Raw genomic sequence first — 20,932 nt, 5'->3', positions numbered from 1 at the left:
TCGGGAGGGAGAACGTAAAAAGGGATGGGAAGCATGACCGATCACACGTTCAGCATCCAGGGCGACTCGCCCATCGTCGACAAGCTCATGTTCTGGCGCATCGTGGGCCACGAGGTGCTGGCGCGCCCGTCGGCCTACGAACTCACCGTGCTGACCGACAAGGAAAGCATCGATGCCGCGGACGTGCTGGGCCGCGCTTTCGATGTTGCGATCGAGTTCGCCGATGCCGACGGCGGCACGCACAAGCGGCATTGCCAGGGGCACGCGGTGCGCTTCACGCGCGTGGGGCACCGCGGGCGCTTCATCGAATACCGCATCAGCCTGCGCTCGTGGTTCTGGTTGCTGAGCAAGCGCGTCAACGCGCGCATCCTGCAGAACAAGCCGGTGCTGGATGTGATCGACGCCGTGCTGGACGACAGCCCCGTCGGGAGTCTCAAGAAGATCAAGTCGGGCGGCGTGGTCGGCCCCCATCCGCCCCACGGCTATTGCGTGCAGTACCGGGAGAGCGACTACCAGTTTCTTTCGCGCCTTCTGGAAGAAGAGGGCATCTACTACTGGTTCGACGCGCACGACGCACCCGGCACCCTGCACCTGTCGGACACCAGCACGCTGGCGCACGAGAAACTGCCCGTTGCCGACACGCTGCACCATGCCGAGCGCGATGCGTCGGAAGGGCGCTTCAACGAGATCACCCGCTGGATCAGTTCGCGCCAGTTCGAATCGGGCAAGTTCGCATCGCGCGACCGGGACTTCAAGGTCATCAGCAAGCAGCTGTACGCGGACAAGGGCGACCCCGACACGCACGAGCTGTCGGACCTGGAAGTGTTCGAGTTCCCGGGCGGCTATGCCTCGGGCGACGACACCGACAACCTGGCGCAGTTGCGGCTCGACGAGCTCATCGGCCGGCGGCAGCGCCACTGGGCATTGACCGCCTGGCCCGACGTGACGGCCGGGCGCAGCTTCGCGTTCAAGGGCGACCCCGACGGCAAGCACGACGGCGACTACCTGATCGCAGCCTGCACCTTCGTCGCGAGCCACCCCGGCTACGAGGGCGCGGACATTACCGAGAGCCAGCGCCCCATCGACGTGGTGCTGAACGACGCGCTGGCCGACGACCCCGTCAACACCGGGCTGGGCGAGCTGGTGGGCGACCTGATCGCCGAGACGCCGGCGCTGCGCAACGGCCAGCGTGCGAGCAGCGGCTTTCTGCTCACGCTGATTCCGCTGAACATTCCATGGCGTCCGCCGCGCCTGACGCCGCGCGTCACCATGCCCGGCCCCCAGAGTGCCATCGTCACGGGCCGCAGCGGCGAGCAGATCTGGACCGAGGAGCACGGCCGCGTGAAGGTGCAGTTCCACTGGGACCGCTACGGCAAGAACGACGAGAACAGCTCGTGCTGGGTGCGCGTGTCGCACCCCTGGGCCGGCAAGGGCTGGGGTGCGGTCAGCATTCCGCGCATCGGCCAGGAAGTGATCGTCGATTTTCTGGACGGCGACCCCGACCAGCCCGTCATCGTCGGTCGCTTCTACAACGGCGAATCGATGGCGCCCTTCGGCCTGCCGGCGGGCGCCGTGGTGAGCGGCATCAAGTCGAACACGCACAAGGGCAAGGGCTACAACGAACTGTCGATGGACGACACCGCGGGCAAGGAGAAGGTGACCATCCACGGCCAGTACGACATGAACACCACGGTGGAGCACGACCAGACCACCACCGTGCACAACAACCGCACCGACGCCGTCGACGTCGACGACTCGGAGACCGTGGGCAGCAACCAGACCCAGAGCATCGGGGCCAACCAGACCATTTCAGTCGGCGCGAACCGCGAGGAGTCGGTGGGCGGCACCGAAACCATCACCATCGGCGGCCACCGGACCGAAACCGTGAACGGCGGCGAAACCGTGACCATCAACGGTGGACGCAGCCATACCGTGAACGGCGTGCAGACCACCACCATCTCGGTGGCCGAGGCGCACACCGTGGGCGCCGGGCGCATGCACAGCGTGGGTGCGGGCGAGGCCATCAACGTGGGAGGCGTGCAGACCGTGAGCGTGGGCGGCGCGCAGATGGTGAGCGTGGGCGGCCTGCAGAAAGTGAGCGTGGGTGCGTTGCAGTCCATCACCGTGGGCGGCCCGCACAAGCTCTCGGCGGCGGTGATCTCCGAAACATCGAAGGGGCCGATCAAGATCAAGGCCGGTGCCATCTGCATGGTCGAGGCGCCCACCATCATGCTCAAGGCGGGCGGCAGCAAGATCGTCATGAACGCCAGCGGCATCACCATCAAGGGCGCCAAGATCACCATCAAGGCCGACGGCAGCGCATCGTTCAAGGCCGGGGGCTCGATCAAGATCAAGGGCTCCAACCTGGGGGAGGACTGAGCCGTGGAAGACCACACCGATCTCCAGAGCGCGCGCAGCCTGCTGCACAGCGTGGCCGCATGGTCGAAGCTGTCGGGCCAGGGCGTGGCGGTGGCCACCTTTGCCGGCTTCGATGCGGAGGGGCGCTTTCTTGTCACGCTGGGCGAAGGCATGGCGCCGGTGCAGGCGCTGTCGACTGTCGGCCTCGCGCCCGGCGATGCCGGCGCGGCCGTCGTCGTGGCCTTCGAGAAGGGCGAGGCGCGGCACCCCGTCATCGTCGGGCGTGTGCAGCCGCTGCACACCGAAGCACCACCGGCGGCCGATGCTGCGCGCGTGGACGCCAACGTGGACGGCGAGCGCGTGGTGCTGCAGGCGCGCGAGCGCATCGAGCTGCGCTGCGGCGATGCCAGCATCGTGCTCACGCGCGCGGGCAAGGTGCTGATCAACGGCACCTACGTGCTCTCGCGCTCGCGCGGCGCCAACCGTGTGAAGGGTGCCTACGTGGGCATCAACTGAAAAGGCATGCGCCATGTGGCAGCTCGACAACCGCACGCCCTATGCCGCCGAACGCACCTGGGTGCGCGACCGCAACGGCGCGGAGATCTGGCTGGTTGCGGTGAAGTGCAGCTTCGACATTTCGCCCGAAGGCGAGACGAGTGTCGCGGCCGAACAGCCGCCTGTCGCGCAGGCACCCGTCTTCGTCGACGAGGCCGCGCCCCAGCCGAGCCTGCTCTACGAGATGGACCTGGTGCGCACCAAGCTGACCACCGACGTGCTGCTGATCGGCCAGGCGCATGCGCCCGGCGGCGTGCCCGTGACGCAGCTCGACGTGGGCCTGCGCGTCGGCCCCGTCGCCAAGCGCCTGCGCGTGACCGGCGACCGCGTATGGCTCGGCGGCGTGCCATCGGAGCCCGAGCCTTTCAGCGCCATGCCGCTGGTGTGGGAGCGGGCGTATGGCGGCGTCGACCCGTGGACGCGCGATGCACCATTGCCGCAATTCGATGTACGCAACCCGGTTGGAACGGGCTTCGTGACGGAGGCTGCGCATGCGGAAGGCGTGCGGCTGCCGAACATCGAGTATCCGGACCAGTGCGTGCAGACATGGAGCGACCGGCCCGAGCCCGCCGGATTCGGGCCGCTGTGCAACCACTGGCAGCCGCGCGCGGGGTTCGCGGGAACGTATGGCGAGGCGTGGCAGCGGGATCGGTTGCCGTTGCTGCCGGTGGACTTTGATGACCGGCACTACCAGTGCGCATCTGTGGACCAGCAGGCGCCGCAGTTCCTTGCGGGCGACGAGCCGGTGTTGATGGTGCATCTGGCGCCGCAGCCCGAGATCCGCTTCACGCTGCCGCGCGTGCTGCTGGGCCTCGAAACCTTCTTCTCCGATGACACGCAGGTGCTGCATGAGCGGCCGCATTTGCACACCGTGATCCTCGAGCCGGAAGCGATGCGTGTTTCGCTGGTCTGGCACAGCGCGCTGCCTTGCCATCCCAAGGTTCACAAGCTGCTGAAGACGCGCATCGTCGAGAAACGGCTGCTGCGCCTGGGCGAGACGGCGCCCGGGCAGGCGGTGGAGGCCTGAGCATGGCCGGCAACGCATTGCAGATCCTCGGGCTCGGCGCCAGCACCCCGATAGGGCGCGATGCATGGGCCAGCGCCGCGGCGGCGCGGGCCGGCGTGTGCGGCTTCTCCGAGCATCCGTACGTGGTCGACACGGCCGGCGAGTCGATGCGCATCGCGCGGGCACCCTGGCTCGACGTGGGCCTCGACGGTGCCGCACGCCTGGGCGCGCTGCTGCTGCCGGCCATCGAGGAGGCGTTGGCACCATTGACGGAGCTTGGCGGAAACCTGACGCCGCGCATCGGCCTTGCACTGGCGCTGCCGCCGCCGCGCCCCGGGCAGCCTGATGCCTTGGCCGATGACGTGCTGGCGGCCATCCGGGAGCGCATGGAGGACCGATTCGTCCGCATCGCGCGCTTCGAGGTCGGCCATGCGGCGGGCCACATGGCCATGGCCGCCGCCGAGGCCGGTTGCGCGCGTGATGCCTTCGATGCGTGCGTGGTGGCGGGCACCGACTCGTACCTCGCACCCGAGACGCTCGAATGGGTCGAAGCCTGCGATCAGCTTCACGGCGGCGGCCCGCTCAACAATGCCTGGGGCTTCATTCCCGGCGAGGCCGCTGGCGCGGTGCTATTCGGCACGCCCCGATTGGCGCAGTTGTGCGGCATCGCGCCGTTGGGTGAACTGGTGTCGGTCGGCATCGGCATGGAGTCCAGGCTCATCAAGACCGACGAGGTGTGCGTCGGCGAGGGCCTGACTCAGGCCTTCCGCGCGGCGCTGCAAGTCCTTGCGCCCGGCGAGCAGGTGCACAACGTGTTCTGCGATCTCAACGGCGAGCCCTACCGGGCCGACGAGTTCGGCTTTGCCACGCTGCGCACCGGGGAGCACTTTCGTGCAGCGTCGGACTTTGTCGCGCCAGCCGACTGCTGGGGCGACGTGGGTGCGGCGGGCTCGCTGCTGCACGTCGCGTTGGCGGTCATCGCCCATCGCAAGCGCTACGCCAAGGGACCGCTGTCGATGGTGTGGGGCAGTTCCGAGTCTGGCGAACGCGGGGCAGTGCTGGTGCGCTGCACTGAATCGATGGGAGGCTGAGCCGTGCCAGTCACCATCAGGGTCAACGGCACCAGTCTCACGCTGGTCCACAAGTTCAGCATCGGCATCAGCACCGCGACCATTCCCGACGTGTGCAAGACACCGAGCCCCGGTGGGCCCGTGCCGGTTCCCTATCCGAACATTGCCAACTCGATCACGCTGTCGAGCGGCACCAGCACCGTCAAGGGTGACAAGGCGATGGCCGCGAACAAGGGTTCGAAGTTCGCCATTTCCAACGGCGACAACGCGGGTGTGGCCGGGGGAGTGAAGTCCAGCACCTTCATGAAGGAGGCGACCTGGATCCTCTACTCCTTCGACGTGAAGATGGACGGGAAGAACGCGGCCCGGCTCACGGACAAGATGTTCCATAACTCGAAGAACGCGGCGAATCTGGGCGGGGAGGCGCAGCAGCCGTTGATCGATGCCCTGGGGGATGCCCTGGCGCAAGAGCTTTGCGAAGCCGCGTGCCAGGCCCTGAAAGACAAGGAGGCGGCTGACGCCAAACTACCGCCAGGGAAGGCTTCCACTGACCAATACCAGCGTCGGATGCGCAACATCGTCGATCCCAAGCCGCGTGGCGGCAAACCAGGCCTGCTCACGGAGGTCTCGCAGGATCTAAAGAGTGGGAAACTCATCGGCAAACATGGCATGGATATCAACAGCGGTTTGGGATATGCCAGGTGGGACATCCTGCTGGTCGATGCAGCGAAAGCCGTTGGGAAAAAAGCGCTGACGCTTGCCAATGTGGACCGTATCGTCGAGGTGAAGTTTCCCAATGACTCGCCTACGGACAATCAGGAAGCGTTGCGACAAAAGCACCCGGACACGGACAAGAAGCTGACGGAGATGAAGGTCAGGAAAAAAGGGGCAAAGGACGCCAAAGGCGCCGACTGCCTGTGTACCTGAAGGAAAAATTTATGAATGAGTCCCTGTTCACCCTGACGGACGATGGCGAGAGCGTGGCGACGCCCTGCGTCGAGATCGTCGCATTTGCCTACGGGCTGCCCGAGAACATTGGAGCGGGCCTTGCGCGATTTCTGCGCGCGTACACGGACGCCTTTGGCAATCAGCAGCGGTTCTATCGCACTGGCGACATGAAGCGTTTCCGCGTTCACGATGCCACGGCGATCGAGGGACCGAATCACTGGTTTTCGGACCCGGACATACTCGCAACCAAAATACTGGGCTACCGGGCGCATTCGGGGAAGAAAGCCGACCAGATTCAGTCGCCAGCGATAAAGATGACGTTACTGGGGCCTTTGGATCCGCCGTGCTTTGTGCTGCGGATAGCGCTACCCATCGAGTGGGGCGATCACCCCGATCAGGTGATCGCGCTGGCCCAGGATGCGCTCGCCGAATTCCCGCTCAGCAGTGGGTATGCCGGCTACTCTTTGCTCTGGGAAGACTCGGATTCATTGGTGGATCGGGAAGTCCTCCAATGGTCGGTTCCGCTGATGCTGCGGTATCCGGGCCTTGGCTATGGCGGTGCCGTGCGCATGTCGAATGGGGCGCAGCATGGTGTCGCGGCCGTCAATTGGTTGACCTTCCTCGGGGCCGAGGCGGCGGCGGCGCTTGGCGGTCTGGCGGCCCTTGAGCGGAGTGCGCCCGTGGGGGTGTCCGCGCTTGCGCTCGGCAAGGCCGGCGTGATCTTGCGCGCCGGCGATGCGCCGCAGATCGGTGACGTCAATCGGCAAGAGACCGTGCCGATCTATGGCGCCGTGGGCAAGCTTATCGCGGACGTGGTGGCGCCCGACGAGGCGCTGGACCAGATATTCATCAAAGGCATGTCCGAGGAGGCGGCGCATGACTGGCTTCGACGCTTCTTCGTCTGAGCGCTACAGCGGCCCGGTTCTGCTTCAGGCCACGCTGGAGCGTGGTCCCGAGGGAGCGGTCGAACTCGTGGAGCGGCGCATTCGCGTCTTTCTCGATGCGGTCGACGCGGGGTTCTTCTTCCCGGGGAGGCGGCTTCCTTCGGCGCCGGTCGAGCTTCGCGCCGCCGGCACGTCGGTGCAGGCGCAGCTGCAAGTCGAGGATCTCCCTGTCACGGCCCTGGATGTGTTGGGCGGCATGCTGGCGGATTGCCGTCAACACGAAGTCCTTTTCCGCGCGGCGCGTGCCGTGCTGGGCCAGCGCGAGCTTGACTTGCTGAGCGAAAGGGGCGTGCGTCCGGCCGCTCCGGAGCAGCCGCCTTTCGAAGTCGAGTTCCCGGAGGACATGGGCGGCAACTACGCATTGCTGGTCGAGATCGAATTCGCGCAGCCGGTGCCGCCCGAAGTCCGGCAGGGCCTGCTCGAAACCCTTGCGCTGTGGGACGCGTTGACGCTTGCGTATCCCAACGATCCCGACGAGGCGGTGGAAGTCAGCGGCGCGCAGGCCATGTTCAACGATCCGCGCACGATCCACTATCACGAATGGGTCTGGGACAACGCAGACGCCGAGGCGTGGGATCTCATCGTCAACCTCTGCTGCGCCTGGCACGAGAAGCTGCCCATCGTGCGGTTGCATTTCGAGTAGGAGCTTGTTCCGTGGACGCCGAAACGCTGCCTTCCATCGTCGCCGAACACGCAGACGAAGCCTCCTTCCTCTGGCTCCAGCGCGCCAGCGCGGTCCACGCGCCCAACTACTCGCCCCAGCAATTCGCCGATCTCGACGAACGCCTTGCCGCTCACATCGACGGTCTGCGCGTCGCCGGCGAAGAGGGCTGGAAGCATGCACTCGCGCTCACCGACAACGAAGGCCCTGAAGACTTCTTCGTCGCCGCGGTGCTTGCCACCGAAGCGGTCGATGGCCGCTTCGACGATCTGGTCGAGCGTGCCAAGGAGGTTCCCGAGGTCGTGCCCGGCCTGATCTCGGCGCTCGGTTGGGCCGAGCCGGAGCATCTCGGCGGGCGTGTCAAGGCTTTGTTCGAGGACGCCTCGCCGCTGCGGCAAAAGCTTGGCGTCGCGGCCTGCGCGGTGCATCGGCGCGATCCGGGGGCATTGCTTGGGCAACTGCTCGTGGATGCGCCCGACAGCGTGCGCATCCGCGCGCTGCGCGCGGCCGGCGAGTTGGGCCGCGCCGACCTGTTGCCGCAGGCGCAGTCGCTGCTTGGCGAGGCCAAGCCCGAGCTGCGCTTCTGGGCCGCATGGGCGGCAGTGCTGCTGGGCGACCGGGCCCAGGCGCTCGATGCGCTCGCGGCTTTCGCACTGAAGAGCGGGCCGCGCCAGCCGCGCGCCTTCCAGTTGGCGCTGCAGGCAGTGGAGGTGGTGCCGGGCCACGCGCTGCTGCTCGATAGCGGCGGACTGCCCGAGGTGCAGCGCTTGCGCATCATCGGTTCGGGCTTTATCGGCGACGCGCGCTATGTGCCCTGGCTCATCGAGCAGATGGCGCAGCCGGCCACGGCGCGCATCGCGGCCGAGGCCTTCGTGACCATCACCGGCGTGGATTTCAACCTCGCGCAGATGGAGGTTCCACCGCCCGATGGCTTCGAGGACGGGCCGACCGAAGACCCGGACGACGACAACGTCGAGTTGCCCGAGGACATCGCCTTGCCCTGGCCGGACATCGACAAGGTTCGCGCATGGTGGGGGAAGAATGGCGATCGCTTCGCGCCCGGAGTGCGGCTCTTCATGGGGCACCCGGTCTCCCCCGAGGGTTGTACGAACGTGCTGCGCGAGGGCTTCCAGCGGCAGCGCGTGGCGGCCGCGCTGCACCTGTGCCTGCTGGAACCCCGCGCGCCGTTGTTCGCCACCAGTGCGCCCGCCTGGCGGCAGCGGCGCTGGCTCGAAAGCGTGGCGTGAAACACCACTGCAATAAAGGCATACCTCTTAAGGCGAGATTGCCAAGCGGCCCCCCGGAATGAATACTCCTTCTGAGTTTTTGGGCTCGTGCTTGCGCGAGCCATGTTCGGGCGCAGCCCCGGGGGCCGATTCATGATTCATATCGCTGTCATCACCCGGCAAGGCGTCCCGGCGGGGCAGGCCATTGCCGCCGACTTCGGCCCCAACGGGGGCACCATCGGGCGTGCGGACACCAATACGCTGGTGCTCGACGACCCGGACCGCACGGTGTCGCGCGTGCATGCGCAGGTGCTGTGCCGCGACGGCCAGTATTTCGTCATCGACCGGGGCAGCAATCCGATGCAGTGCAACGGCGTGCCGCTGGGCTCGGGCAAGGAAGCGGCGCTCACCGATGGCACGCAGCTCGTGGTGGGGAGTTTCGAGCTTCGCGTGCGCGTGATGGCCGGCGCCGCGGCCCCTTCGCTGGCCGTGCCGAACACCGTGATGAAAGCGCCCGCTTCCACCGCAGCGGTGTCGAGCGACGACCCCTTTGCGGACCTGCTGGCGGGGCTTGCACCGCCAGCGCCTGCTGCCGGGTCGCCTGCCGGGGCCAGGCCATCGCCGTCTGCTTCCAAAGCGTCCGACGACTCGTTGATGTTCCCCGATCCGATGCAAAGCGGCTCGCGCAATGCACAAGCCGCGCAGATCGATCCCTTTGCCAATCTGCTGGGATCCGAGTCTTCTTCGGCGCCTACAACCGGGCTCGGCGCGCTCGACGATTTTTCCGATCTGGGTGCGCCGCCCGCGAGCGGCAAGGCTGCGGGCATCGACGAGCTGTTCGGCGGCATGGGCGGCGGTGGCGGCATCGGTGGCGACCCGCTCGCGCTCTCTGCGCTGGCGGACCCGCTGCTGCAGCCCAACACGGCTTCCGATGCCGATCCGCTGGCGGCACTGCAACGCGCCGCGCCGGCCACGCCGGTACCGCGGGCCGACCATTTGCCCATCGATCAGTTCGGCTTCACCCCACCGAGGGCGATCGACGCGCCGCCACCGCCGGCCATGCTCAAGCCGCAGCTGCCGCAGTTCGACGACATCACGGGCCAACCGATCCGCATCAGCGGACCGGAGGTTTCGCTCGGCGAATCGATCGAGCCGCTCGAGTTGCTGGCGCCGCTCTCGCCACCTCCGCCGCCGTCGCGGCCACAGCCGCAACCCACGTCGGCACCGGTCGCCAAGGCAACATCAGCACCCGCAATGCAGCGCACCGCCTCCGACGACGAACTGCTTGCCGCCTTTCTGCGGGGCCTCGCCAGCACCCACCAGGCGCCCGAGATGCTCACGCCGGGCCTCATGGAGCGCATCGGCACGATTCTTCGCAGCGCCACCGAGGGCACGCTGCAGTTGCTGCTCACGCGCCAGGAGTTCAAGCGCGAGGTGCGCGCCGAGGTCACCATGATCGCTTCGCAGGCGAACAACCCGCTCAAGTTCTCGCCCACGGTGGAGGTCGCGCTGGCCCATCTGCTGGGGCCTGGCGTGCGCGGCTTCATGCCGCCCGAGACCGCGATGCGCGATGCCTTCAACGACCTGCGTGCGCACCAGTTCGGCGTGATGGTGGGCATGCGCGCGGCGTTGGCGCATGTCATTGCGCGCTTCGAGCCCGACGAACTCGAGAAGAAGATCAGCGCCAAGTCGGCGCTCGACACGCTGTTTGCCGCCAACCGCAAGGCCAAGCTCTGGGACCAGTTCGTGGCGCTCTACGGCGGCATTGCGAGCGAGGCGGAAGACGATTTCCACAACCTCTTCGGCAAAGCCTTTCTCGAGGCCTACGAAGAGCAGATGGCGCGGCTCAAATCCGATGCGCCGTCCGGCCACTGAATCTCCAACGATCGATCAAAGCAAAAGGCACCGCGTTTGGAAATCGAAATCGTCACGCTGTCCCGGCAGGGCGGCCGCAACTACAACGAAGACGTGCATGGCCACTGGCATGACGAGCGCTATGTCGCTTGCCTGGTGGCCGACGGCGCGGGCGGCCATGGCGGCGGCGACGTGGCGGCCGCCACGGCGCGCAGCAGCATGCTGGGCGGCTTCTCGGCGGCGCCGGGCCTGGACGAAGCCGGCCTCCGCGCGCTGGTCGAGCAGGCCAATCTCGACGTGGTCGCGCGCCAGTCCGAAGGCGGCAAGCTGGCCGGCATGCGCTCGACGGTGGTGTTCGCCGCCATCGACCTCGAAACGCAGGTCCTGGCCTGGGTGCACAGCGGCGACAGCCGGGCCTACCTGTTTCGCGGCGGCGCCATCGTGGCGCGCACCAACGATCACAGCCTAGTGCAGCAGATGGTGGCCGGCGGCATGCTCGACGAAGAGGGCGCGCGCCTGCATCCGCAGCGCAACATGCTGCTGTCGGCGCTCGGCTCGGTGGAAGAGGCGCCCGACATCACGGTGTCGGACCGCATGCGCCTGCTGCCTGGCGACGTGCTGCTGCTGTGCAGCGACGGCGTCTGGGAACCATTGGGCGACGAGTGCCTGGTCGACACGCTGCACGCTTCGCGCACGCCCAGCCAGTGGACGGAGCTGCTCGACGCGCAGATCAAGGCGAACGCCAAGCCGGGCCACGACAACTACACGGCGCTCACGCTGTGGGTGATCGAGGATGAAGGCGACGACGTGACGCGGCTGCTGCCGGAGAGCGTCGTGTCGACGGATTCCTGATGGCGGCCAAGCAAAAAAAGACCAGGGGCTGAAGCACCGTCCACGCGACGGAGGCTTCAGCCCCTGGTTGTTGCCAGGACGGGCGGCAGCAGTTCAGATGCCGCCCGCGACGGGAACATTCATGCGGTGGCGTAGCTGTACTTGCTGGCCGTCTTCTTGACCCGCTTCAACGCGCTGCGCAGCAACTGGGGCATGTCTTGCCGGTTCGGCAGGTTGCTGTAGTTGTCGATGCCCTGCTCCTCGCAGAAGTTGCCGCAGCCGTTGTTGAGCAGGTCGAGCGCGTAACGCGACTTGCTGACCGTGCTGGACGCGCCGGGTGCCCGGAACGGATCGAAGATGCCGTCCGCCAGGACCTTTTGCCCACGCGCAACCATCTGCGCCTGGAAGTGCGTGATGTGCTTCTGGGTGATCGGCCCCTTGTAGCCGTCCACGACGATCACCTCGGTCTGGTCCGGAGGCGGGTCGAAGTCGTGGTTGAAGCCCATCAGTTCGTAATAGAAGATCTTGAACAGGGCTTGCACCAGCATCACGTCCTCGCGCGTGTTGGAGCCGATATGGCCGACCGACCAATCGATGTTGTAGGCGGTGAGCAGCCTGCCGCTGCTGCCGATAACTGGGGTGCTGAATGCCATTGCATTGCTCCGTTGGGGGAAACGCGGGTACCGGGTTCGGGCATGGTGTGCCCGAGTCCGGACTTGACGAATCCGTTGCCCTTCAGCGGGTTTCGGTGGTCGGCACGTTCCAGCCGAATTTCACCTCGCCGCCGCCCGCGCCCTTGTCGTCCTGGGCCTTGTAGGCGAACTCGATGTCCTTGAACGAGCAAAGCACCTGTTCCTGCACATCGCCGCCTTGCGCGCCGCCGGGGCTCACGCCGGAGATGAAGACTTCCTTCAGCGTGACCTTGAGGTACTCCTGCTGGCCTTCACCCGACTTGCGGCAGGTCATGACCATGTCCTTGAAGTGCTTGCCGCTCACGCAGTTCTTGGCCAGCACGGGGGATGCCTTGTCGTAGGCGTGGGTGAAGTGGAATTCCCCCGGCGTGGCCTTGCCCTTGCCCGAACCGCCGCCGGAGCCTGCGCCCGATGCATTGCTCACGTTCCAGGACCACGACGAAATCTCGATCTCGTCCTTGTGGTCCTTGTGGGAAGCCTCGCCCTTGACGCCGTCGAGCTTGATGTGAAAGTCAGATGACATGTTCCTACTCCTTGGGGCCCGTTTGCGTTCGGGCGGTTGATGATCGAGATGAAGACAAAGGCTGCCGGCAACTTGAAAACAGGACCGATGCGCGGCAGCTACTGAGAGAACGAAACGGAATCAAGAATTTCAAGAGAATCCGGAGAACTTTTCAGGCGGCTCCCTTGGCCGAAGGCAGCTTCGAGACCAGCCGCAGAGAGACCGTGAGACCTTCGAGCTGGTAGTGCGGGCGCAGGAAGAACTTGGACGTGTAGTAGCCCGGGTTGCCCTCGACCTCTTCCACCACCACTTCGGCGGCCGCCAGCGGCTTCTGCGACTTCGTGATCTCCGACGAGTTGGCCGGGTCGCCGTCGACGTAGTTCATGATCCATTTGTTGAGCCAGCGCTGCATGTCCTCGCGCTCCTTGAAGCTGCCGACCTTGTCGCGCACGATGCACTTGAGGTAATGCGCGAAGCGGTTGCAGGCAAAGAGATAGGGCAGGCGCGCCGCCAGGTTGGCATTGGCCGTGGCGTCCGGGTCGTCGTATTCCGCGGGCTTGTTAAGCGACTGCGCGCCGATGAAGGCTGCGAAGTCGGAGTTCTTGCGGTGGATCATCGACAGCAGCCCGGCCTTGGAGAGCTCGGCCTCGCGCCGGTCGCTGATCGCGATCTCGGTGGGGCACTTCTGGTCCACGCCGCCGTCGTCGCTCGGGAAGGTGTGCAGCGGCAGGTTCTCCACCGCGCCGCCCGACTCGATGCCGCGGATGCGCGAACCCCAGCCGTAGAGCTTGTACGAGCGGTTGATGTTGGTGGCCATTGCATAGGCCGCGTTGGCCCAGGCGTACTTGCTGTGGTCGGCGCCGGCAGTGTCTTCCTCGAAATCGAACTCTTCCACCGGATTGGTATTGGCGCCATAGGGCGTGCGCGCGAGGAAGCGCGGCATGCACAGGCCCAGGTACTTGGAGTCGTCCGATTCGCGCAGCGAGCGCCAGCCGGCGTACTCGGGCGTGAGAAAGATCTTGGTCAGGTCGCGCGGGTTGGCGAGCTCCTGCCACGATTCCATCTGCATCAGGTTGGGGCTGGCGCCGGTGATGAAGGGCGCATGCGCGGATGCGGCGATCTTGGCCATCTCGCCCAGCAGCTCGACGTCGGGCGGGCTCTGGTCGAAGTGGTAGTCGCCCACCAGCGCGCCAAAGGGCTCGCCGCCGAACTGGCCGTATTCCTGTTCGTAGACCTTCTTGAATATCGGGCTCTGGTCCCAGGCCGCGCCCTTGAACTTCTTGAGGTTCTTGGCCAGCTCCTGCTTGGAGATGTCCATCACGCGGATCTTCAGGTTCTCGTCGGTCTCGGTGTTGTTCACCATGTAGTGCAGGCCGCGCCATGCACTCTCGAGCTTCTGGTAGTCGGGGTGGTGAATGATCTTGTTGACCTGGTCGGTGAGCTTGGCGTCGATCGCGGCGATCATGGCCTGGATCGACTTGGTCACGTCCTTGCCGATCACGGTGCTGTTGCTCAGCGCCTGCTGGGCGAGCGTGAGCACCGCGGCTTCGACGGCGCTCTTGGCTTCGTCGCTGCGCGGCTTGAATTCCTTTTGCAGCAGCGACGAGAAGTCGCTCCCTGCATAGGCAACGTCTTTCAGTGCGCTCTGTTGTTCGAGTGCGTCGGCCATGGTGTTTCTCCTCGGAGTCCGGTGTGTCTGGCGAAATGGATCAGGCGGCGGGCGCGCTGTCGTCGGGCTTCTTGCTGGCGGCCAGCGTCTGCAGCAGCGCCGGGTCCTCGAGCACCTTGGCGAGCAGCTCTTCCGCGCCGCCCTTGCCGTCCATGTACGTCACGAGATTCGACAGCTGCGTGCGTGCCTCGAGCAGCTTGTTGAGCGCGCCGACTTTTCGGGCGACGGCGGCGGGGGAGAAGTCCTCCATGTTGTCGAAGGTGAGCTCGACCTTCAGGTCGCCTTCGCCGGTCAACGAGTTCTCCACGGCGAAGGCGGCGCGCGGCTTCATGGCCTTCATGCGCGAGTCGAAATTGTCGACGTCGAACTCCAGGAACTTGCGATCTGCCACCGAGGCGAGCGGGTCGGCCGGCTTGCCTGAAAGATCGGCAAGCACGCCCATCACGAACGGCAGCTGGATCTTCTTCTCGGCACCGTAGAGTTCCACGTCGTATTCGATCTGCACGCGTGGCGCCCGGTTGCGGGCGATGAATTTCTGACTGCTCTTGGCCATGGCGATGCTCCTTGCGGGATGAATGGGACGGGGTTGTGAACTGAAAGGACGGGATGGGCCTATTCGGACGGGCGCTTGCCTGTCACGTTTTCGATGGTGTCCATCGCGTTGGGCGCGAGGTTGGCCATGATCTCGAGAAAGCTCACGCCGATGAGTTTCTTGGCGCGGTCGATCAGTAGCGGCGCCGGATTGCCGGGCTCCGTCTGCTCGAGGTAGCGAATCACGCGGTCGAGCATCTGCAGCGCGTCCTGGCGGCTCTGGATCTCCCCGCGCATGGCCGCCGGACGGCCACCACCGGTGCCTGTGCCCTGCGACGCCGCGCCTTCGCCCGCCGCATCGGCTTCGCCCGCATCCGGCGCGCCGGAGGCGGAGCTGCATGCCTTCGTGAGCACGCGGCCGATGGTGCGCAGTACGCCGAGGCTGATAGCGTCGGAGCGACCGGTGCGATCGACCAGCAGCGCCTGCAGCTTCTCGACAAGCGCAGGCACTTCCATCGCGGCCTGCAGGCGCTCGGGCTGGTGCGCCTGGATCGCCTCGAGGCCGCCCTGGATCTGCGACATCGAGTAGGTGGCTTCGCCGCCCACGGCGTTCAGCGCGCCGTGCGCAATGGCGATGTCGCGCACCCGGATCTGCCCCACGCCGGGCGCCATGCCCACCTGCGCGTCGTACAGGTCGCGCAGCACCATGTTCTCGTCCCACAGCGGTGCCAGCGCATTGAGGCGCATGGTGGGGTCGTTGTCGTCGTCGGCATCGAGCGTTGGATGTATGCCGTCCCAGAAGCGGTCGAAAAGGCCGATCAGCAATTGAAGGCCCGCAACGAAGCCGGGCACGCCCTGCAGCCGCGTGGAAGCGCGCAGGAGCAGAACCGCGGCGCGCACGTCCTTGCTGCGGCGCAGGATGGCGTCGGCCTGCTCGGCCACGTCGCGCCACTCCGGCTCCACCGCGGGAATGACGGTGTCGCCGAACTGCTGCTCGGGCTTGCGCTGCGAAGCAGCCGCCAGCGCGGTAAAGGCTGCGTCGTACTCCAGATCGTCACCGCACGGCGATGCCTCGCCGATGGGCGTGAGCAGGGCTTCGACAAGTTCGTTGGTCAGCATGTTGCCTGTTCGAGTTGGCTGGTGATAATCAAAGATGCAGCCGAACCGGTCAATGCAACGAAGGGAATAGCATGCGCACGCTGGGTACACGCCATTCGTCCTATGGACGCTCTCTCGCTGCGGTCTCGCGGCGCCTTGCACTGGCCTCCGGCCTGGTGTTGACGGGTGCGCTGCTCGCAGGCTGCGCACCCAAGCCCGTGGTCACGACGGTGTCGGTCACGCTGGTTGCGGGTGCCGATGCCAACCCCGATGCGCGCGGCCGCGCTTCGCCGCTCACGGTGCGCGTCTATGCATTGAAGTCGCCCGGCCCGTTCGAAGGCGCAGACTTCTTCTCGCTTTTCGAAAAAGACCAGGCCACGCTGGGCGCAGAGCTCGTCCAGCGCGAAGAGGTGTTGTTGCGCCCCGGCGAGACCCGCAAGCTCGATCTCACCCTGCCGCCCGACGCCAAGGCCATCGGTGTGATGGCGGCATTCCGTGACCTCGACCGTGCGCGCTGGCGCGAAGTGCGCCCCGTGCAGACCGGCAAGGCCCAGGCCATGACGGTGACCTTCGGCGCCCGCCAGATCCGCGTCGAGAGCAAGTAGGCTCGTCCGCGCGCTGTTCACGAGGGCACCGCGTTTCCGTTCGATGGCCGCCCCGGCCGCACGAGCGGCTGGTCGGCGGGCAGGAAGTGTTCAAACAGATCGGCCGCGAACGCACCGCCGGCTGCGTCCGATGCGGCGGCCGTGAAATAGAGGCCGCGCCACCGGGGCGCGCGCGAACCTCGCCCATGGCCTTCGAACAGGGCATCCGCAACCTGTCGCAGCGCGGGTTGCAGCGCGCACATCGCCTCGATGAACTCATGAATCGCGAGCCGGCCCGATGCACCGGGCTGCTCTCGCAGCAGAGCCATGCGCAGCGCGTGCAGCCGCTGCGCCATCGGGTCGAACACGGCGTCCAGCCGGTCGGCGGCCGCGGCCGGTTCGGCCAGGCGATGGCCGATGGCCTGTGCCAGCACCTCGGGCGGCAACGCGCCCCGCAGCGTGGCATAGCCCGGCAATTGCTCGAGCCCGGTCACGACAAGGTAAACCGGCAGCTGCAGGCGCAGGGTGTCGCCGGCCTCGTCGAGCAACCGGCGCATCCTGGCTGCCAGCGGCTTCACGGTTTCAGCGTCCGTGCGCAGCAGCTTGCTCGCGGCGACGCCCACCACCAGCCCGTTGAGCGGCAGGCGGTCGCGCCGCTCGGCCAGCGCCAGCAGCGCCTGGAGCCAGAGGGCGCGCGCGTGCGGCACCGTGGCCGCCTCGCCCACCGCGGCCGGATGGAGTTCGATGGCGGCCAGCGAGCCCGTCAGCCACCAATGCCAATAGGGTTCGCCGAAGGGCTCGCTGCCTGAGGGCGCGAGGCGTTCGGCATGCGCCGCCGCCAGCAGCCCCGGCAGGTTGGCCGCCGCATCGCCCAGGAAGAGAAACCATGGCACCGGCGCGCTGCGTTGCCGTGGCGGCTGGCGCAGGGCCTGGCGGGCCTGGGACATGGCTTCCCTGATTGCTTCCACGGCGGCTTCGTCGGTCTCGGCGGCCCATGGTCCGAGTGCGTCGATGCGCCGTTGCACCGCGCGGCGGCGCGCACCGCGGCCTGCGTCGCGAACCATGCCGTAGAGCAGCGCGAAGCCGATCAGGCACAGCGCAAGCAGGAGCCAGAAGAGATGCGAGGGCGAGAGCACGGCGGTCATGGCGGCGGCGTGGCGCTTCTCAGCGCGAGACGGTTTCGAGAAACACGAAATCGGCAATCAGCCGCTCGCCGCCCTTGCTGGCCGCCAGCGCTTCGCGCAGCCGCAGCAGATAGGCCGATGCGAGCTCGAAGGGCGGCCGGTCGGCGGTTTCGCCGAGCGGCGTGGGCGACGAGATCGCCGTGATCAGCACCCGTCCGAACGGCGGGCCCACGAGCCAGCTCGAGGGGATGTCGCGGGCCAGATCGAGCCTTTCACCGGCGCGCAGCCGCGTGGCCACCTGCCCCGCATTGAGGTGCATCACCGATCCGTCGGCGGTGTAGTAGTCGATCCACAGGTAGCTGTCGTGGTTGGGTGCGGCCACCTGCACACGCACGTTGTCGCCTTCGCGGAGCTGGCCGTTCGTGGCGGTGGGGGCCTCCACGGCCAGCCCCTGGGCCTTCCCCCGGTTGCGCAGCTGGTAGGGCTTCAGGATGGCGGACACCTCGCAGTGCGGCCACACGCGCAGCTCGACGTCGAACGCGGGCGATTCGACGCCGGGCATCGCGGCCACCTCGCGTTCGACCCGTTCCAGGTCCTCGGGCAGCGAGACGAAGCCGCTCACGCGCAGTCGTCCGTCTTTGCCGGCGGTGGCGGCGAGATCGGCACATGCATAGCTTTGCAGATGCTGTTCGATGCGCTGGGCCGGGGCCGGCTCGGCGGTGGAGGGGCCGGCAAGCCATTGCCACCACAGCAGGTAGAGCAGCGGCAGCAGCAGCGTGAGCGAAGCCGTGGCACGCAGCAACGCCTGGTCGCGGCGCCGAGTGCCGTGCGGGCCGGGCGGGTCTGCCATGCGGTAGGGCTGGGGTGTGATGTGGTCCTGCACCAGGCTGCCGAGCGCCAGAGGCTGGAGCAGCAATTGCCGGCTGTGCAGCTCCTTCAGCTTGGCGAGTTCGCCCTGATCGCCGCTCTCGAAGTAGTACTGGCCCTTGAAGCCGTGCACCAGCGCATGCCAGTAGACCTCGCGCACCTCGTCGTCCTGCGCGGTCAGCGCCGACAGGTGATGGAAGAACTCGCTGGCGGCGTTGTTCGAGTTGAAGAGCTGCATCTGCAGCGGCGCGGCATCGCCTCCGGCGCCGGGGTGGCGCGCCAGGATTTCGTCGATCCAGGCCACCATGGCAAAGGCCGCCGATTCGATCTGCGCCGCGGGCGTGCCCGAGGCGCCGGCATCGGCACGCGCGGCGTCGAGCAGGCTGCGGGCCTGCTGCTGTGCAGCATCATGGGAAAGTGCGGCGCGGCCGCCGGCAGCCGATGCCGCAATCGACGCATCGAGGGCGAGGCCGAATGAAACGAATGCGGAGAAACTGTCGAGCAGGCGGGTCATGAACCGAGCCCGCTCACTGCGCTTGCATGGTGAAGGATGCCTTGCACCGGCGTCTGCAGCAATGGCGCATGCCTATGTCCCCGGTTCCTTCGAATGAGCATTCATTCTTCCAAACGCGAGGCGGCGGGCGCCATATCGCTTGGGGTCTATGCCGTTCGTGGGTCAAACCGGCCTTGCTGCGCGAGGCAATCGCCGGTATCTTCGGCTTCCGCTGAGTTCAATGCACGCTGGGACACTGGGACATGCCATGAAAATTCTGATCGCCGACGACCACCGGCTCGTCATCGAGGCGGTCAAATCCAAGTTGTCGGAGCTCGAACCCGGCATTGAGTTCGTCCTGGCGATGAGCGTCGACGAACTGTTTGCCGGAGCAACCGACGAGCTCGATTTGGCCCTGATCGATCTCAACATGCCTGGTGCAGACGGCCAGGCCCACATCGACGAAATCCGCCGCCGCCATCCGGCCGTGCCGGTCATCGTGCTGTCCGGCTATGAAGACCCGGCCATCATGCGCAGCGCGCTCGAACGCGGCGTGCTCGGCTTCATTCCCAAGGCCTATTCGCCCGAGGTGATGCTGTCGGCCGTGCGGCTGGTGCTGGCGGGCGGCGTGTATGTGCCGCCGATGATGCTGACGGCGCTGCCGCCCGGCATCGTGGCCGGCGTGCCGCCCACGCAGAACGGCGACGCACGCGCATCATCGGCAACGCTGGAGCACCTGCGCAGCGTGCTCACCGAGCGCCAGGTCGAGGTGCTGCAGCTGTTGTCGCAAGGCAAGCCCAACAAGCTCATCGGCCGCAGCCTGGGCATCAGCGAGGGCACGGTCAAGATTCACCTCGCGGCAATCTTTCGCGCGCTCAATGTGCGCAACCGCACCGAAGCAGTGGTGGCCGCGCAGGCCCTGACCGAAGCGCAAGCCTGAGGCTTCTTATGCCGGCCGCAATGGCCGCGCTCAGGAGCAGCTGAGCTTCATCGCCTCGATTCGTCCGCCAAAGCCCAGCTTGCGCATGAGGCCGCCTTCGCGGCTGTTGGCCGGGAAGTCGACGGTGCGGTCCCTGAACATCGCGTGTTCGGAAACCTGGAGCGTCGCACGCGGGCCGACGCTCACGCTGTCGATGTCGCGCTTGAGTTGCCTTGCAGTGCCCCGGTCCATGCTCTGCACTTCGGCGGGCCCCACCAGCGTCAGCATGTCGCCCTGAAAATTGCGTCCCGTATAGAACTGGGCCCAGCCACCGCTCAGGTAGCTGAAGTTCTTCATGAGTTGGGGGTTCCGGATCGAGGGCGGTTGAGGGGGTGAAAAGTCAGGCTACCGGCCCCGGTTGTCCGTCGCGTAGGAATAAGCGCCAACCTCCCGTCGCGCCGATGCGAAATCTCCGGGAATGACTGCGCCCCGGATGCGCGCATTTCCTACGCACGGCCAAGCCCCGACTGTTCAGTCTCCATGGAAGAAACCAGTGGCTCCAGCGGCGCCTGCAGTGCCGCTGTCCGGAAGGGCCCAGCCACTCTTGTCAATGCTTTTCAAGAAATGAAGGAAACCATGGCCACCAGCAGCATCCTGGGAGGCGACACCCCGCCGATGGAACCGAAGGGAACGGACGTCGACAGCCTTGGCCCCAGCGATACGAGCGACAGCGGAAGCGACGTGCGCACCTCGCGCGAGCGCTCCGCCATTCCCGAAGATGCCGCCGAGGGCGCCGTTCCGGTGCCACACGACAGCAGCAGCGACGCCGAAGGAACCGGCGAGCGTGCATCGGCCGACGCCCCGCCGCTGGAGCTCGACGCGGACATCCTGCCGGACCGCACGGGCATTGTTCCGGGCAGCGCGGCCGACGTGGCCGCCTCCATCGACCCGGAAGATGACGAAGACAGCGAAGACAGGCGCGGTTGAAGCCCAACCTGTT

21 protein-coding genes are annotated in these 20,932 nt (G+C 66.6%); 13 read left to right on the top strand and 8 right to left on the bottom strand.

All coding sequences use genetic code 11. The features are described 5' to 3' along the window. Positions 1-33 precede the first annotated feature (33 nt). The 10 genes from ABIC94_RS14875 to ABIC94_RS14830 all read left to right on the top strand — a co-directional run bounded on the left by ABIC94_RS14875 (position 34) and on the right by ABIC94_RS14830 (position 11,474). Complete coding sequence (locus tag ABIC94_RS14875; protein WP_354373773.1) at positions 34-2,379, top strand: type VI secretion system Vgr family protein; 2,346 nt, start codon at positions 34-36, stop codon at positions 2,377-2,379. A gap of 3 nt (positions 2,380-2,382) precedes the next feature. Beyond that, complete coding sequence (locus ABIC94_RS14870) at positions 2,383-2,874, top strand: DUF6484 domain-containing protein (RefSeq protein ID WP_354373772.1); 492 nt, start codon at positions 2,383-2,385, stop codon at positions 2,872-2,874. A 13-nt stretch (positions 2,875-2,887) separates the two neighbouring features. Then, positions 2,888-3,940 carry a DUF2169 family type VI secretion system accessory protein gene (locus ABIC94_RS14865; protein ID WP_354373771.1) on the top strand — a complete coding sequence of 351 codons (1,053 nt, stop codon included), beginning with the start codon at positions 2,888-2,890 and terminating at the stop codon, positions 3,938-3,940. A gap of 2 nt (positions 3,941-3,942) precedes the next feature. Continuing rightward, positions 3,943-5,010: a hypothetical protein gene (locus ABIC94_RS14860; RefSeq protein ID WP_354373770.1), complete on the top strand. Its 1,068-nt coding sequence runs from the start codon at positions 3,943-3,945 to the stop codon at positions 5,008-5,010. A 3-nt stretch (positions 5,011-5,013) separates the two neighbouring features. Continuing rightward, the gene (locus ABIC94_RS14855; RefSeq protein ID WP_354373769.1) at positions 5,014-5,916 is read left to right on the top strand and encodes a DUF4150 domain-containing protein; all 903 of its coding nucleotides are present in this window, start codon (positions 5,014-5,016) and stop codon (positions 5,914-5,916) included. Between the two features lie 11 nt (positions 5,917-5,927). Then, positions 5,928-6,842: a type VI immunity family protein gene (locus tag ABIC94_RS14850; RefSeq protein ID WP_354373768.1), complete on the top strand. Its 915-nt coding sequence runs from the start codon at positions 5,928-5,930 to the stop codon at positions 6,840-6,842. Continuing rightward, positions 6,814-7,524 (top strand): hypothetical protein, encoded by a 711-nt coding sequence (locus tag ABIC94_RS14845; RefSeq protein ID WP_354373767.1) that lies wholly within the window; start codon positions 6,814-6,816, stop codon positions 7,522-7,524. Before ABIC94_RS14850 ends, ABIC94_RS14845 begins: the two co-directional genes overlap by 29 nt. A gap of 11 nt (positions 7,525-7,535) precedes the next feature. After that, a complete protein-coding gene (locus ABIC94_RS14840) occupies positions 7,536-8,789 on the top strand; it encodes a TIGR02270 family protein (RefSeq protein WP_354373766.1) in 1,254 nt (417 codons plus the stop codon). Between the two features lie 132 nt (positions 8,790-8,921). Then, positions 8,922-10,643: a type VI secretion system-associated FHA domain protein TagH gene (gene tagH, locus ABIC94_RS14835; protein ID WP_354373765.1), complete on the top strand. Its 1,722-nt coding sequence runs from the start codon at positions 8,922-8,924 to the stop codon at positions 10,641-10,643. A gap of 36 nt (positions 10,644-10,679) precedes the next feature. After that, positions 10,680-11,474, top strand: coding sequence for a PP2C family protein-serine/threonine phosphatase (locus ABIC94_RS14830; protein WP_354373764.1), 795 nt, complete (start codon positions 10,680-10,682; stop codon positions 11,472-11,474). Positions 11,475-11,593: 119 nt separating this feature from the next. Here the strand turns inward: ABIC94_RS14830 and ABIC94_RS14825 are convergent, their stop codons facing one another. The 5 genes from ABIC94_RS14825 to tssA form a co-directional block, all read right to left on the bottom strand. Continuing rightward, positions 11,594-12,106, bottom strand: coding sequence for a peptidoglycan-binding protein (locus tag ABIC94_RS14825; protein ID WP_354373763.1), 513 nt, complete (start codon positions 12,104-12,106; stop codon positions 11,594-11,596). 82 nt (positions 12,107-12,188) lie between these two features. After that, complete coding sequence (locus tag ABIC94_RS14820) at positions 12,189-12,668, bottom strand: Hcp family type VI secretion system effector (protein WP_157611803.1); 480 nt, start codon at positions 12,666-12,668, stop codon at positions 12,189-12,191. Between the two features lie 151 nt (positions 12,669-12,819). Next, positions 12,820-14,316 (bottom strand): type VI secretion system contractile sheath large subunit, encoded by a 1,497-nt coding sequence (gene tssC, locus ABIC94_RS14815; RefSeq protein WP_354373762.1) that lies wholly within the window; start codon positions 14,314-14,316, stop codon positions 12,820-12,822. Between the two features lie 40 nt (positions 14,317-14,356). Then, positions 14,357-14,869: a type VI secretion system contractile sheath small subunit gene (tssB, locus tag ABIC94_RS14810; RefSeq protein WP_354373761.1), complete on the bottom strand. Its 513-nt coding sequence runs from the start codon at positions 14,867-14,869 to the stop codon at positions 14,357-14,359. 59 nt (positions 14,870-14,928) lie between these two features. Next, a complete protein-coding gene (gene tssA / locus ABIC94_RS14805; RefSeq protein ID WP_354373760.1) occupies positions 14,929-15,966 on the bottom strand; it encodes a type VI secretion system protein TssA in 1,038 nt (345 codons plus the stop codon). Between the two features lie 71 nt (positions 15,967-16,037). Between tssA and tssJ the strand changes: the two genes are divergently transcribed. Continuing rightward, positions 16,038-16,550 carry a type VI secretion system lipoprotein TssJ gene (gene tssJ, locus ABIC94_RS14800; protein ID WP_354373759.1) on the top strand — a complete coding sequence of 171 codons (513 nt, stop codon included), beginning with the start codon at positions 16,038-16,040 and terminating at the stop codon, positions 16,548-16,550. A 17-nt stretch (positions 16,551-16,567) separates the two neighbouring features. Here tssJ and ABIC94_RS14795 read toward each other — a convergent pair whose 3' ends face one another. Together ABIC94_RS14795 and ABIC94_RS14790 are read right to left on the bottom strand one after the other, a co-directional pair. Continuing rightward, positions 16,568-17,674, bottom strand: coding sequence for a type VI secretion system protein (locus tag ABIC94_RS14795; protein WP_354373758.1), 1,107 nt, complete (start codon positions 17,672-17,674; stop codon positions 16,568-16,570). 19 nt (positions 17,675-17,693) lie between these two features. Beyond that, positions 17,694-19,034: a DotU family type IV/VI secretion system protein gene (locus tag ABIC94_RS14790; protein ID WP_354373757.1), complete on the bottom strand. Its 1,341-nt coding sequence runs from the start codon at positions 19,032-19,034 to the stop codon at positions 17,694-17,696. A gap of 247 nt (positions 19,035-19,281) precedes the next feature. On the opposite strand from ABIC94_RS14790, the gene ABIC94_RS14785 reads away from it, so the two are divergent. Continuing rightward, the gene (locus tag ABIC94_RS14785) at positions 19,282-19,953 is read left to right on the top strand and encodes a response regulator transcription factor (RefSeq protein ID WP_354373756.1); all 672 of its coding nucleotides are present in this window, start codon (positions 19,282-19,284) and stop codon (positions 19,951-19,953) included. A gap of 30 nt (positions 19,954-19,983) precedes the next feature. Here the strand turns inward: ABIC94_RS14785 and ABIC94_RS14780 are convergent, their stop codons facing one another. After that, positions 19,984-20,289, bottom strand: coding sequence for a hypothetical protein (locus ABIC94_RS14780; protein ID WP_354373755.1), 306 nt, complete (start codon positions 20,287-20,289; stop codon positions 19,984-19,986). Positions 20,290-20,568: 279 nt separating this feature from the next. Here ABIC94_RS14780 and ABIC94_RS14775 point away from each other — a divergent pair, with 279 nt between their 5' ends. Then, the gene (locus tag ABIC94_RS14775) at positions 20,569-20,919 is read left to right on the top strand and encodes a hypothetical protein (protein WP_354373754.1); all 351 of its coding nucleotides are present in this window, start codon (positions 20,569-20,571) and stop codon (positions 20,917-20,919) included. Positions 20,920-20,932: the final 13 nt, after the last annotated feature.

The sequence above is a fragment of the Variovorax paradoxus genome (assembly GCF_040544635.1).
In the GTDB taxonomy this organism is placed as follows: domain Bacteria; phylum Pseudomonadota; class Gammaproteobacteria; order Burkholderiales; family Burkholderiaceae_C; genus Variovorax; species Variovorax paradoxus_R.
The sequence above is the reverse complement of the archived record's forward strand: the minus strand, read 5'-3'. Positions and strand labels throughout refer to the sequence as shown.